Below are 14,554 nucleotides of genomic sequence, written 5' to 3'. Positions count from 1 at the left end.
AAGTTCAATGCCACTGCGATGACCAACGTTATCAGATACCAGATGGTTTTTTGTCCCAGGTACCTAAAATAATGTCCCATGTTTTGCCCTCCGTTCAAAAACTCTTCCTGTTGCTCTCCATGCAACCTTTGGATCCGTAGGGAATATGCATGATTCAGTCAGTCAACCATCGCACTTGCAAATTGCATCCAAGTTTAATTGATGAATCCATAAAATGAATTCACGGGTCTAGTTCGTAAAGCAGGGAGACCTCACCATAAAAATTCTCCCAAAAACAACAAATAGCGCACGGCAACGCCGTACTTTAAAAAAAGCATTTTAAATCGGTTAAAAAAATATGAAACTAATTGACAGCATCCCTTCCTTCCGCCCTTTCGCAAACAAATACATGGATTTTTCATTTGTAAATGAAGAGCGAGAGATAAACTGACTGAAAAACATTTGCCTGAGCAATGTAACCATCATAGCATATTTGAATAGGGAATTCAAGATAGTTTACAGAATGTAAAAAGTGTCAATACCGCCAATCATATATAATCATAACCAATCTATAACAAGGATGAAAGCGTTTTCGACAGAATCAAAAAAAGACCTGCCCGGAGGCAGGTCTTTTTAATAAGTAGAAATGAATTATTTGGCAGGCTCGATCTCGTAGAGGATCTTGATGCCCGCGCCACCCATGATGGGCGGAATATCGCTGTTGTTGTCCTCGGTCTGGAAACCGGTCCAGGCGGTGCTGTTGGTCTGGAACCACACACCGGAGCGGTTAAACAGGGGGATGGTGGAACAACTCTCCAGGTAGATCTTCTCCAGCTCCGTGTAGAGCTCCTTCAGCTTGGCCTCATCCTTTTCACCGGGGATGGCGTCAATGATCTCATCGGCGCGCTCGTTGGTGAAACGGTTGAAGTTGGTGAAGGCCTGCTCGCCAACAGGAGACACGCGGGAGTCCATGATGAACTGGCAGCGGCTCCAGGGCTGAGCGGGATCAAGACCGGCAGCAGCGTTGGCCAGAGTGATATCGAAGGTGCCCATCTGCTGATCGTTCAGCCACTGGGGACGCTCAGGCAGATCGGAAATCAGTTCGATGCCCACTTCCTTGGCGGACTGGCAGGCGATCTCAAGAGCCGCAGTCCAGTCGCTGAAAGTCTTAGGGCAGGAAACCTTCCAGGGACCAAGGCGGGTGCCATTGAGAACACGGATGCCGTCGGAGCCCTTCTCAGCGCCCAGGCCGTCCAGGATCTCGTTGGCTTTATCCACATCGTAGGTCCAGCGAAGAGCGGTCAGCTCCTCGGTCTCGTTCACATACTTCTCGCGCTCTTCATCGAGGAAGAGAGAAGGAACCAGATCGCTGCCGTAACCACTGATGGCCAGCTCGGAAACCTTCGCATAGTTGAAGGAGTAGGCCAGAGCACGGCGGACATCCACATTATCCAAACCAGGAACCGTGGTGTTCACGAACAGGTAGGTGAGGGTAGCAATCTGATAGTAGGGAGCGTCCTTGTAGTAGGTCTGCACAGGCAGGTTCTTATCCTCCCACAGCTCCCAGATCTGGGGCATAAAGATACTGGACATATCCACTTCACCATTGGTGAAAGCGGTGTTGGCAGCAGCGTTGTCCTTATACACCATGTGAGCGATGTACTTGGGAGCGGGCAGCTTGCCGAACATGGACTCGGCCTGGCCCCAGTAGTTGTCGTCACGAACAACTACGCCGCGGGTGTCGTCATGATAATAGGCCTTGTAGGGACCGGAACCCACGGGCTCCCAGTTCTCCCACTGGCGAAGATCAATTCGCCCAGTTCATTATACTTGGCTTCCCAGATGTGCTTGGGCAGAACAAACAGCCAGGCTGCGCTCCACAAGCAGAGCATTGGGGTTGTCAGCCTTCATCTTGAAGACCACGGTGGAATCGTCCTTGGCCTCGATGGACTCACAGTAGGACCAGATGGAGGACCAGGACACGGACATGAGCTGAGCCAGCTCATAGGTGTAGGCCACGTCCTCAGCGGTCACAGCCTCACCATCATTCCATTTGGCATCGGGATTGAGCTTGACTTCCAGCGTCAGGTCATCCACCCAGGTGTACTCGCTGCCCAGCAGAGGCTCGAGCTCACTGGTCACCTGGTTGTACATGAACAAGGACTCGTAGATCAGCTCCGTGGATTGGGCCGTGTCGGCCACCGGCCACAGGGACGTACCGGAAGTGGGGTTGTAGTTGGTGGCCTGCGTTGCGAGATAGCCCGCAACATACAGGGTTTCCTCGCGGGGAAGGTTGGTCACGGCGGTGTCGCCGTCCTTTTCTGCTTCCTTTTCAGGGGTGGCAGCGGCATCCTTGTCCGAACCGGTGCTGGACGCGGAAGGGGTAGCGGAGTTTCCGCCGCCGCAGCCTGCCATCAGCGATGCAATCATGGCGACTGCAAAGATCAGGCACAAGATGCGTTTGGTATTCTTGCTCATCAATTTTGACCTCCTCATGTGCTGAGTTGTTTTATGAAAGTAATCAAAAGATTACATTTCATTCTGAATATAAAAGACCTTGGTAATCGTAAAAAATGTTGAATTATAAAGAAAAATAGCACTTTTTAAAGAAAGAAACGCTTTACACTATCTGTTTAAAACATTTACATTATAGCCGGGGAGGGGTTCAAAGTCAATACTGGATTGAACGATTATGGATAAATCAGACTTTGGGTCCGGCCGAAGCCGTTCAACAGATTGATTTCGATGCTGCGCACAAACCGTTCCATATCCTTGGCGATCAGGGCGTCAATGATGACGCGGTGTTCCTGGAGGATATCCTGAAGCCGGGCAGGCTGCCGCTCCGTGTTTACACCCAAAAGGATGGACAAATCATACAAATTGTCCACAATGGTGAGAAACTGTGCGTTGTTTCCCTTGCACATTAAATACCGATGTAAACCGATATCACCCACCATGAATTGATAAATATCACCCGTACTTGCCTCCATTTCGCGATAACCTTTTTCCAAATAGTCGATATCCTCTTCATTGATGGCGTAGAAGGCACGTTTAGCTGAATAGGTCTCAAGGGCGATCCGAAGTTCGGTGATATCCCGGGCGTCGTTGATGGTGAGTGCGCGGACATACACACCTTGTTTGGGAACAATATTGAGCAGTCCATCGTATTCCAGCCGCTGACAGGCAGCAGTGATGGGTGTGCGGCTGATGTTGAGTTCCTTCGCAATGGCGGATATGCTCAAGGTATCCCCGGGTCTCAATTCCATGGAAATAATCTTTTCTTTAACATATCGATAAGCCTGGCTGGCTAAATCATCTGTAGCTTTGGAGCCGGCTGGGGACCGGAGGTTCAGGTTCAAATGGAAGTCGCTCCTTTCATAAATGTAAGTTAAATTCAACTTGCATTTTACATCTTCATCTTAACGAGTTTGCCTATGAATGTCAACACCCATTATCAAAATAATTTATCTTATAAAGGACCATTATAGAGAGTATTTATGTTTATGGGTTTTCAAAAATTTCCGTGCAATACAGGCCGTGAAAGACCTTTCAAGAATAAAAGAAAAGGCCCACCGAATGGCAGGCCTTTTCAAAGGAAAAGAGGATTGATTTATTTAGCAGGTTCGATCTCGTAGAGAATCCTCGTACCTGCAGCACCAGGAACTGGTGGGATGTCGCTGTTGTTGTCCTCGGTCTGCCAGTTGGTCCACACGGTACCATTGGTATGGAACCAGATGCCAGAACGATTGAACAGCGGAATGGTCCAGATATTCTCCAGATAGATTTTCTCCAGCTCGGTGTAGAGCTCCTTCAACTTGGTTTCATCCTTTTCACCGGGGATGGCGTCAATGATTTCATCGGCGCGCTCGTTGGAGAAACGGTTATAGTTGGTGAAGGCCTGCTCACCCATAGGAGCTACGCGGGAGTCCATGATGAACTGGCAGCGGCTCCAAGGCTGAGCGGGATCAAGACCCTGAGCGGCGGAAGCGAGCATGATATCAAAGTCGCCCATCTGTTGGTTGTTCAGCCATTGAGGCTTCTCAGGCAGATCGGTCTGCAGCTCAATACCCACTTCCTTGGCAGACTGGCAGGCAACCTCAAGGGCCGCGGTCCAGTCGCTCCAGCCCTTCGGGCATTCAACCTTCCAGGGGCCAAGGCGGGTGCCATTGAGAACACGGATGCCGTCGGAGCCCTTCTCAGCGCCCAGGCCGTCCAGGATCTCGTTGGCTTTATCCACATCGTAGGTCCAGCGAAGAGCGGTCAGCTCCTCGGTCTCATTCACATACTTCTCGCGCTCTTCGTCGAGGAACAGGGAAGGAACCAGATCGCCACCGTAGCTGCTGATGGCCACTTCAGAAATCTTGGGATAGTTAAAGGAATAGGCCAGAGCACGGCGGACTTCGATGTTATCAAGACCAGGCACGCTGGTGTTGAACCACAGGTAGGACAGCGTAGCGATCTGATAGTAGGGGGCATCCTTGTAATAGGTCTGCACAGGCAGGTTCTTGTCCTCCCACAGCTCCCAGATCTGGGGCATGAATACATCGGACAGATCCATTTCACCAGCGGTGAAAGCGGTGTTAGCCGCCGCATTGTCCTTGTAGATGATATGAGCGTAGTACTTGGGGGCGGGCAGTTTGCCAAACATGGACTCGGCCTGGCCCCAGTAGTTATCGTCGCGAATGCATACTACGCGGGTGTCGTCGTGATAGTACATCTTGTAGGGACCGGATCCCACGGGCTCGAAGTTCTCCCACTGACGGAGATCGGTTTCGCCCAGCTCCTCATACTTGGCCTCGAAAACATGCTTGGGCAGGATATAATCCGTGGCAAGGCTACGTTCCACAAGCAGGGGATTTGGATTGTCAGCCTTCATCTTGTAGGTGACGGTGTTCTCATCGGTAGCCTCGATGGACTCGCAGTAGGTCCAGATGGTGGACCAGGACACGGACATGAGTTGAGCCAGCTCATAGGTGTAGGCCACGTCCTCAGCGGTTACAGCCTCACCGTCGTTCCATTTGGCATCGGGATTGAGCTTGACCTCCAGGGTTAAATCGTCCACCCAAGTGTACTCAGTACCCAGCAGGGGCTCAAGCTCAGCAGTTACCTGATTGTACATGAACAGGGATTCATAGATCAGCTCCGAGTTCATGGCGGTGGGCGTAACCGGCCAGATGCAGTTGCCGGAAACAGGATTGAGCGTCGTCAAAGGTGAGAACAAATGACCGCCCGTGTACAAGGTTTCCTCACGGGGCAAGTTGACCAGAACCTCACCGTCGGCCGAATCGTCTTCCTTTTCCTTTTCAGGGGTGGCAGCGGCATCCTTGTCCGAGCCAGTGCTGGAAGCGGAAGGGGTAGCGGAATCACCGCCGCCGCAGCCTGCCATGAGCGAAGCGATCATGGCAATCGCAAAGACCAGGCACAGGATGCGTTTGAGTTGCTTACTCATCAATTTTTGACCTCCTCGTGTGCTGTTTTTGTTTTATGAAAAGCGGCCGGCCGGCCACATTTCATTCCATTGCAAACCGAGGGCAATCCTCGCTGAACGTAGCTGAGTACATATTTAAGATCGATCGGTCCAATTCAGATCAACCCTCGGTTTTATTCTTACACAAGCGTTCCCACATTTCGGATATACTGGCCGCTGAGGCTTATGAAACCATTCATGATATTGATGTCAAGACTGCGCACAAAGCGGTCCATATCCTTGTCAATCAGGGCATCAATGATGTTTCGATGCTCCTGCAAAATATCATCCAATCTGGCGGGATCCTGTCCCGTCATCAGGCCTATCAGCACGGATAAATCGTAGAGATTATCCACAATACTTAAAAATTGATCGTTGCTTCCCTTCCCGAGAAGATACTTGTGCATTCCGGTATCTTCCAGCATGAACTGGTAAAGATTAACCCGGCTCTTAGCCATCCGCACAAATCCTTCCTCCAGGTTTGCAATGTCTTCCTTATCTATAACGTGAAAGACACGTTTGGCCGAATAGGTCTCGATAGCCGCCCGCAGCTCGGTGATGTCCCGGGCCTCATTTACGGTCAGAAACCGCACAACCACTCCCTGTTTGGGTACGATATTGACAAATCCGTCGTACTCCAGCCGCTGGCAGGCCGCGGTGATGGGGGTGCGGCTGATGTTGAGTTCCTTGGACAAAGCGGATATGCTCAGCGCATCTCCGGACTTCAGTTCATTGGTTACAATCTTGCGTTTGATATACGCATAGGCCTGGCTCACAAGGTCGGTGGCGCCCGGGGAATGGAGCTTCAAATTCATGAAAACCAGGCAACCTCCTTCTAACATGTAACTTGCATGCAAACCTAATTTATCAACACATTCATCATAAAACGTTTGGTCTGTAAAGTCAATACTTCTTTGGGGCGAATCCCAAATTTTTATGTGGGATTCGATCAAAAAAAAGACGCCCGCGTATTGCGGGCGCCTTTGAAACGAAATGTTAGTTCTTGGGCTCCAGGTAGAACCACAGTTTGTTGCCGGCCTGATAGTGGAACGGAGGAATATTGTTGGGGTTGTTATCCTCTGTCGGGAAGCCGGTCCATACGGTCTCATTGAATTCGTAGAACTGGCCGGGACGATACATAAGCGGCAAGGAAGGCACATTCTCCAGCCAGATCTTATCCAGCTCGGTATACATTTCCTTGATCTTGGCTTCGTCAGTCTCATTCGGAATCGCCTCGATGAGTTCATCAGCCCTGTCGCTCTGGAAACGGCTGAAGTTGAGGAAGATCTGCTCGCCGCGAGGCTTCAGTTCCTTGGAGTACATCAGATAGCGCACGCGCTGCCACGGCTGGCTGGGGGAGAGGGTGCCGGCGGGAGTGTACATGATCATATCAAACTCACCGGTCTGATAATGATTCTCCCAGGTGGGACGCTCAGGCAGGTCAACCACGATTTCCACGCCGATGTCTCTGGAGCCGGTGGCCACGATTTCAAGAGCAGCGGTCCAGTCGGAGAAGGACTTCGGGCACTCCACGGACCAGGGGCCCATCCGCTCGCCGTTCAGCACACGGATACCATCGGAGCCCTTTTCGGCGCCCAAGCCGTCCAGGATCTCATTGGCTTTATCCACGTCATAGGTCCAGCGCAGAGCATCCAGCTCATCGCTGTTGTTGAGGTACTGATCCCACTCGGTGGGCATCAGGATGGAGGGCACCATGTCAGCGGAATAACCGCTCAGAGCCAGTTCAGCAACCTTGGGATAGTTGATGCTGTAACCGATTGCACGACGCACTTCGGAATTGTCCAAACCGGGCAGTTCCATGTTGAAGAAAATGGAGGGCATGCCGCCAGGAATGTGGTAGGGCAGCTCCTTCAAATAGGTACCGCCTTCCATATCGCCTTCCCAAACCTTCCAGATTTCCGGAATAAAGGCCTGGGAGATGTCAGCTTCGCCCGCTTTGAAAGCGTTGTTGGCAGCGGCGTTGTCCTTGTACACCATATGGGCGATGTACTTGGGCGTGGGCAGCTTGCCAAAGCGGCTCTCGGTTTGACCCCAGTAGTTGTCGTCACGGATGGTCACGACACGGGTGTCATCAAAATAGTAAATCTTGTAGGGACCGGAACCCACGGGATCCTCAAAGTTCTGCCACTGGCGAAGATCGGTTTCTCCCAGCTCCTCATACTTGGGCTCCCAAATATGCTTGGGAATGATGTAGGTGCTTGCCAAAAGCTCATTCACCAGCAGACGGTTGGGATTGTCGGCCTTCATCTTAAAGACGACGGTGGTTTCGTCGGTAGCTTCAACGGATTCGCAGTTGGTCCAAATGGAGGACCAGGAAATGGCGATCTCATTGGCCAGGTTGAAAGTGTAAGCCACATCCTCAGCGGTCAGCTTCTCACCATCGTTCCAATGGGCATCGGGATTGATCTTGACCTCGCAGGTCAGATCGTCGGTCCACTCATAACTGTCGGCGATCAGGGGCTCCATCTCGCCGGTCAGCAGATTGTAGGAAAACAACGTTTCATACAAAAGAGCGAAACCGGATGCGTTCGGCATCGGAAAGGTGGTCACGCCAGCGATGGGGTTGAAGGTCTGCGGAGCAGCCCAAAGGCCCAAACCAGCGTAGTAGAGGGTTTCTTCACGGGGCAGGTTGGTAGCGGTTGCATCGCCGCCAGCCGAAGCCTCGTCGTCCTTGCCATCATCCTTATCGGCTTCATCGCTGGCCTTGGGAGTTGCTTCCCCGCCGGCTGAAGCGGAAGGCGTTGCAGCGTTGCCGCCTCCGCAGGCTGCCAGCAATGATCCTAGCAACGCGACCACAAAGACGATAGCAATCCATCTTTTGAGGTTTCCTTTCATGATACATCCCCTTTTCACACGTTATTTTTATGAAGACCTCAAACCTGCATGGGCCTGAGGAAATTCATCCGAAGTGTGATCTAAACGTTTTCTTAATATGTAAATAAATTTGGCCGCCCGCACGACCCTGTAAAACGATTTCTAATAATGACTATAGCTGTTTAAGGAAATAAAATCAAGATGCAAATGGAAAAATCTCGTTATATTAAAAGATATGAAATAATTATGAAATGATTTCGAAATATTTAATGGAGTTTAACGGGCTTATTTTCAGAAAACATAGTTTATACAAATTTGTACAAATGCCGAAAATAAAAAACATTTTCTTAGCCAATCTGAAGGATATCCACTTGGTAGCTGCTGGATTCGACCTGAAGGCGCATATGGAGGTCCTTTTCAATGACTTCATGATCCAACAGGCGCTGGAGAAGCGCATATTGCTGGCTTCGGCGAGCGAGGAGTTCATGCGCTTTGCCCAGCGAAATTGGCTGAAAGTGGACGTTTTGTCCGGGACGCATCTGGGCCAGAGCGGGTAGATCCACGGAAATAACGTTGGCAATCTTGGTATAGCCGCCGGTGGTCTGCCGATCGGCCATCATGACGATGGGGTGGCCTTCGCCGGGAACCTGAACGGCGCCGAAAGCGATGGCATCGGAAATGATGTTGCCGTTGATGCCCGGCTTATGTGCAACGAAAGGACCGGAAAAACGGTATCCCATACGGTCGCTGTTGGCGCTGACGGTATAGGGCTCCTGAAGAAAGGTCTGCACACCCTCCGGCGTGAAGGCGTCCAGCTGGGGTCCCAGGATAACCCGAAGGGTGGGAGAAGGCTTGGGGAAAAGGGAGGCGGGAATGGCGCGGAAATCGGCATTGGCTAATTGGGTTTTAGGCGTGAGAAAACTGATCCGATCGCCGGCACGGAGCTTTCGGCCGTAGTATCCGCCAAGTTTTCCTTTAATATAGGTGGATTTGCTTCCCATCACTTCAGGCAGATTCAGTCCGCCCGCCAAAGCGAGATAAGCCCGGCAGCCTTCTGTAACGGTTCCAATGGACAGCGTATCCCCCTTTTGGGCGAGATAGGCTCTGTTAGGAAGAAGGGAAGTGCCGCTAAGCCTAATTTCCACACCATGGCTTACCACAGCAAAAAAGTTCGATTCATGAAAGCGCATAACCATGCCTGTATAAGTCATCTCAAGAACTTCGGTATAAATTGGATTGCCAACGAGAATATTGGCGAGAGCCATGCAGTGGGTATCCATGGCGCCCCCTACAGGCATACCATATTGCTGATAGGCATGGCGGCCGCCGTCCTGTACAGTGCTGAAAAAGCCGCCCTCCAAAATTTCTATACCCATATCACTGTTCCCCTTCGCTGTTTTCCCGCTGCTGAATCGCCAAGAACTCCTGCTCATTAATGGCCCGAAATTTGATGTACTGGGAGGCCTCCAGCAGAATTGGATTCTCCCGCAGCGGGTCATAGAGCTTGAGAGGCGTACGGCCAATGATGCGCCACCCGCCGGGGGAGTCGATGGGATAAAGACCGGTCTGCTGAGCGGCGATACCCACGCTGCCCGCAGCAATACGGGTGCGGGGCGTTTCCAGACGGGGGGTGGCAATTTTCTTGCTCATCCCGCCAAGATAGGGAAAACCGGGCGTAAAACCCAGCATATAAATCAAATACTTGGGCCGCGTATGGATACGAACCACGTCCTCCATGCTGATATGATGATACTGAGCCACATCCGCAAGGTCGGGGCCGTACTTGCCACCGTACAGCACCGGTATTTCAATGGTCTTGGCGGGGGAGGCCGCCTTTTTTCCGGTGGAACCATGGAGATGCACGATGCGGTGCACCAATTCAGGATAGCTGATTTGGCAAGGATCGTACTGCACCATAAGAGCCCGATAGGTAGGGATCATCTCACCCACGCCGGGAATATGGGCTTCCAGGATGGCATCTTTCAAATCCCGTACACCGTGATTGATCTTATGGGATATTTTATTTTCAAATTCCACGGTGACCGCTGAGTCGCCGCAGGGCAGAATCTCGATGGGCAGCACGTCAAATCACCGCTTCCAAAGGCGAAATTTCGATGCCCTCCGAGGAAAGAGCGCTATGGATTTGCTGGACAAAGGCCAGGGCTTTGACGTTATCTCCATGGACGCAGACGGAATCGGCCTGAATGGCAATATCTCTGCCGGTGATGGTTTCAACCCTGCCTTCCTTTACCATGCGGATCACCCGCTGGATGGCGAGCTTCTCGTCGGTAATCATGGAGCCCTCCTTGCTGCGGGCCACCAAAGATCCGTCCTCTTCGTAGGCACGATCAGCAAAAACTTCCCGGGCTACAGGAAGTCCGATATCCTTTGCGGCTCGCACCATTTCACTGCCGGAGAGTGCCAAGAGGATGAGCTCCCGGTCAAACTCCTGCACCCCTTCACAGATGGCCCGGGCAAGAGCGTAATCCTTGCCTGCCATGTTGTAGAGAGCACCGTGGGGCTTGACATGTTTGAGGGCAACGCCCTCCGCCCGGCAGAAAGCGTACAGCGCCCCCAGCTGATACTGGGTGTAGGCTTTGGCCTCCAGGGGCGTGACCGCCATATTCCGCCGGCCAAATCCCAATAGATCGGGAAAGCCGGGGTGGGCTCCGCAGGCAACCCCGTGCTTTTTCGCCAGCGCCATCGTCTTTTTCATATTTACGGGATCGGAGGCATGAAAACCGCAGGCAATATTGGCGGAGGATATGTAGGGGATCACTTCATCATCCAGACCCAAGGTATAATGAGCAAAACTTTCGCCCAAATCACAGTTCAAATCGATCTTGGCCATAAAAAAGTCACCTCAATTTATTCTGTAGGCTGCAGGTGAGGAAGCCCTATCCTGCAAAAGCCCGCATCTTTCGTCAAATCATTATTTTATTGTATCCACTGGGACCATCCTTTGTCAATCCAGCGGAAGGTTTCTTGAAGGAAGAGGGTTATCCCGGCCGGTGAACGCAGCTTTACACGGAATTCTTGCTCATGAATGAATGGTATCTTTCATTTTGGAAAAAGGAATGATAAAAATGGAGTCATTTGTGACGGGATTTTGACAAATGGACAAAAGGGTATTCCCGGCCTTGTCTTTGAAGGAGGGGAATCGTATAATTTGAGGGAGGGGGTAAGCTGGAAATGAACGATACACCGCATATTTTGATCTGTGATGATCAGCCTGCGATCCATGAGACGCTGGGCGCCTATTTGGAGAATGAAGGTTACACCTACAGCTCCACCTATGATGGGGAAGCCGCGCTGAAGGCGGTGCAGGAGCACATGCCCGATCTTATTGTGCTGGACATCATGATGCCGAAGCTTTCGGGCACGGATGTGTGCCGGGAAATCCGCAAGACTTCGCAGGTGCCCATCATTATGCTCACCGCCAAAGGTGAGGAAATCGACCGGGTGCTGGGACTGGAGTTGGGAGCGGATGACTATATCGTCAAACCCTTTTCACCCCGGGAGGTGGTGGCCCGCATCAAAGCGGTGCTTCGCCGCATGAGCGAACAGGCGGCGGAGCCGCCCAATGTGCTCCGCTTTGAGCGGCTGAGCATTGATCTGGGCTGCTATGAGGTGCAGCTGGACGGCAAGCCCGTACCCTTCACCCCCAAGGAGGTGGAGGTCCTGTATCTGCTTGCCTCCCATCCCGGCCAGGTCTTTGACCGGGAGCAGATTCTCTCCAAGGTGTGGGGCTACGATTATTTCGGAGATACCCGTGTGGTGGATACCCAGATTAAGCGGGTTCGGAGAAAGCTCCAGCTTGAGGATGTGCCCTGGTCCATCCGGACCATCTATGGTGTGGGCTACAAGTTTGAGGTCAAACGATGATCAAAAGCGTACTGCTGAGACGCATCGTGCTGTTGGTGCTGCTCACGGTCATCTTAAGCGCCGCGCTGACCTACGGCATTTATACGGTGACGGCTCGGAATACCTTTGCGGACATCAAATCGGAGGAGCTCATGCCCAAAGCGGAGTTTCTGGCCGATTTCGCGCTGGGATACATGGACGGCCAGATATCGCAGGCTCTTTTTAAGCAGGTTTTGGGAAGCAGCGGGGTGTGGGATGCAACGCTGGATATCTACGATATCACCGGGCAGACCATCGCCTATCTGCATCCGCCGGAGAACATCCAGACCTCGTTTTTGGATACCTATTTGCAGCAGGTGCTTCAAGGCCAGGTGGTCAAAAAAACGGAGGGCAGCCTTTTTCAGCGGACGGACAGCATGCTCATCGTGGGTATACCCATCACCGAGGAATCGGGGGAGATTCGTGGCGCCATACTATTGACAAAGAATCTTCAGGAGGTTTCCACGGCCATGTCCGGGCTCAACGTGACGCTGGTGCTCAGCATGCTGGGCGTGTTCTTCCTGATGCTCATTCCTTCCTATTATTTTTCATCACGAATCGTCCGCCCGCTGAATCGGATGCGGGATGTTGCGCTGACCCTGTCCGACGGCAACTTTACCGTGCGGGCCGACGAGCGGCAGAAGGGTGAGATTGGACAGATGGCCCAATCCCTCAACGTGCTTTCCCGGAGACTGGCCACCACGATTGGGGAACTAACCCTGGAGAAAAATCGTCTAAGCGGTATCGTGAACGGTATCAATGAGGGCCTTGTGGCCGTAAACCGCCACGGCGAGGTCACCCATACCAATCCCGCTTTGGAATGGCTTTTCGGGCCGCGTCAGGAGGACCTTTTGGCGTGGATTCCCGACGGGGAGCTTTGGCAGGATTTTGATGAAGTGGTGGAAAGCGCGGAGAGTCGCTCCAGGCATCTGGTGCTGCAGGACGCCATCATTGAGGTTTCCATCGGACCTCTATGGGACGAGCGCGGACAGGTTGCCGGCGCGGTGGGACTTTTCCGGGATGTTACTGAAGCGGAGCGGCTGGAGCAGACCCGGCGGGACTATGTGGCCAATGTATCCCACGAGCTGAAAACGCCGGTGGCATCCATTCGGGCCATGACGGAAACGCTGGAGGACGGGCTCATCAAGGATGAGGAGAAGCGCCAGCATTACTACGGCAATATGCTGAAGGAGACCATGCGTCTGAGCCGGCTGATCGATGATCTTTTGGAACTTTCCAGGCTTCAGTCGGGAAGCATCGCACTGCATAAGGATAGGGTGGATGTGGGCGAGATCGTGGCCGATGTGGCGGACCGCTATCAGGGGATGGCGAAGAAGGCGGGCCTCTCCTTTAAGCTTGAAATGCCCAGCGAGGACCTGGTCGCGTACACCAATGGCGACCGGGTGGAGCAGATTCTGATTATTCTGCTGGACAACGCCGTCAAATACACACCGGAGGGCGGCATAGGGCTGGGGGCCTTGGACGAGGGGAATTGCCTGCGTTTGTATGTGAAGGACACCGGTACGGGTATCTCGGGCAAGGATTTGGAGCATGTCTTTGACCGATTCTACAAGGTGGACAAGGCCCATGCCACCACAGGCACCGGGTTGGGACTGTCCATTGCAAAGGAAATCCTGAAGCTTATGGACGAAGACATTTGGGCGGAAAGCGAACCCGGCGAGGGCGCGTGTTTCAGCTTCACACTCCACAAGGCATAAAATTTGCATAAAATTGTTTTGTTTTTTGGCACCGTTGGAGTATAATGGACGCGGCCTGATGGAAATATCAAGATGATAGGAAGTGTTCGGCTTGGATTGGATCAAAAAGCTTTGGCATAAATGGATGGTGGAGGATACGGACAAGGCCATCATTCAGCTTTTCCGGTATTTCTTCGTTGCAGGACTGGCGACGGTGGTGGACTATGGCATCATGGTGCTTTTGAAGGAAGCGGTGGGCCTCCACTATCTGGTGGCGGCGTCCATCAGCTTTATCGCCGGCCTTTTGACCAACTTCTTTCTTAGCATCAACTGGATCTTTAAGACCAACCAGAACCGTTTCAAGGAGTTCATCAGTTATGGCGTGATCGGCATTTTCGGTCTCATTTTAAACAACCTGATCATGGCTCTTTTTACGGAAGTGTTCGGCTGGTTCTATGTGCTCTCCAAGCTCATTGCCAGCATGGTCACCTTCTTCTTTAACTTTATCTGCCGCAAAGTTTTGCTGTATCGCAAGAAGGGGAAGGCAAATAATGGCGCGGTAATCCAGGAACAATAATTATGTAAACAAATGCCGAATGGATTGCACTTGAACCAGGCCCATGGTATAATGGGCTTGGTTTTTTCTAGTAATAAAGAATAAGAGGTGTTTGTC

At 52.0% G+C, this 14,554-nt stretch carries 10 protein-coding genes and 1 pseudogene; 3 read left to right on the top strand and 8 right to left on the bottom strand.

The window, feature by feature from the left end; translation table 11 throughout:
- Positions 1 to 630 precede the first annotated feature (630 nt).
- The 8 genes and pseudogenes from H8696_RS10380 to H8696_RS10345 all read right to left on the bottom strand — a co-directional run bounded on the left by H8696_RS10380 (position 631) and on the right by H8696_RS10345 (position 11,132).
- Positions 631 to 2,133: pseudogene (locus H8696_RS10380) on the bottom strand (ABC transporter substrate-binding protein).
- 536 nt (positions 2,134 to 2,669) lie between these two features.
- Positions 2,670 to 3,338, bottom strand: a complete 669-nt coding sequence (locus H8696_RS10375) for a GntR family transcriptional regulator (protein ID WP_283244982.1) — start codon at positions 3,336 to 3,338, stop codon at positions 2,670 to 2,672.
- A gap of 251 nt (positions 3,339 to 3,589) precedes the next feature.
- The gene (locus H8696_RS10370) at positions 3,590 to 5,428 is read right to left on the bottom strand and encodes an ABC transporter substrate-binding protein (protein ID WP_249317358.1); all 1,839 of its coding nucleotides are present in this window, start codon (positions 5,426 to 5,428) and stop codon (positions 3,590 to 3,592) included.
- 158 nt (positions 5,429 to 5,586) lie between these two features.
- Positions 5,587 to 6,261: a GntR family transcriptional regulator gene (locus tag H8696_RS10365; RefSeq protein ID WP_249317357.1), complete on the bottom strand. Its 675-nt coding sequence runs from the start codon at positions 6,259 to 6,261 to the stop codon at positions 5,587 to 5,589.
- A 181-nt stretch (positions 6,262 to 6,442) separates the two neighbouring features.
- Positions 6,443 to 8,302 carry an ABC transporter substrate-binding protein gene (locus tag H8696_RS10360; protein WP_249317356.1) on the bottom strand — a complete coding sequence of 620 codons (1,860 nt, stop codon included), beginning with the start codon at positions 8,300 to 8,302 and terminating at the stop codon, positions 6,443 to 6,445.
- A gap of 326 nt (positions 8,303 to 8,628) precedes the next feature.
- Positions 8,629 to 9,657 carry a 5-oxoprolinase subunit C family protein gene (locus H8696_RS10355; protein WP_249317355.1) on the bottom strand — a complete coding sequence of 343 codons (1,029 nt, stop codon included), beginning with the start codon at positions 9,655 to 9,657 and terminating at the stop codon, positions 8,629 to 8,631.
- Position 9,658: 1 nt separating this feature from the next.
- Positions 9,659 to 10,363 (bottom strand): 5-oxoprolinase subunit PxpB, encoded by a 705-nt coding sequence (gene pxpB, locus H8696_RS10350; RefSeq protein WP_249317354.1) that lies wholly within the window; start codon positions 10,361 to 10,363, stop codon positions 9,659 to 9,661.
- A 1-nt stretch (position 10,364) separates the two neighbouring features.
- The gene (locus H8696_RS10345; RefSeq protein ID WP_249317353.1) at positions 10,365 to 11,132 is read right to left on the bottom strand and encodes a LamB/YcsF family protein; all 768 of its coding nucleotides are present in this window, start codon (positions 11,130 to 11,132) and stop codon (positions 10,365 to 10,367) included.
- A 341-nt stretch (positions 11,133 to 11,473) separates the two neighbouring features.
- Between H8696_RS10345 and H8696_RS10340 the strand changes: the two genes are divergently transcribed.
- The 3 genes from H8696_RS10340 (at position 11,474) to H8696_RS10330 (ending at position 14,458) form a co-directional block, all read left to right on the top strand.
- Positions 11,474 to 12,166 (top strand): response regulator transcription factor, encoded by a 693-nt coding sequence (locus tag H8696_RS10340; protein WP_249317352.1) that lies wholly within the window; start codon positions 11,474 to 11,476, stop codon positions 12,164 to 12,166.
- Complete coding sequence (locus H8696_RS10335) at positions 12,163 to 13,902, top strand: sensor histidine kinase (protein ID WP_249317351.1); 1,740 nt, start codon at positions 12,163 to 12,165, stop codon at positions 13,900 to 13,902. The genes H8696_RS10340 and H8696_RS10335 overlap by 4 nt, the downstream gene beginning before the upstream one ends.
- A 91-nt stretch (positions 13,903 to 13,993) precedes the next feature.
- Entirely contained in the window at positions 13,994 to 14,458 is a 465-nt protein-coding gene (locus tag H8696_RS10330; protein WP_249317350.1) for a GtrA family protein, read from the top strand.
- Positions 14,459 to 14,554: the final 96 nt, after the last annotated feature.

This window comes from Gehongia tenuis (genome assembly GCF_014384795.1).
GTDB lineage: Bacteria > Bacillota > Clostridia > Christensenellales > NSJ-53 > Gehongia > Gehongia tenuis.
The sequence above is the reverse complement of the archived record's forward strand: the minus strand, read 5'-3'. Positions and strand labels throughout refer to the sequence as shown.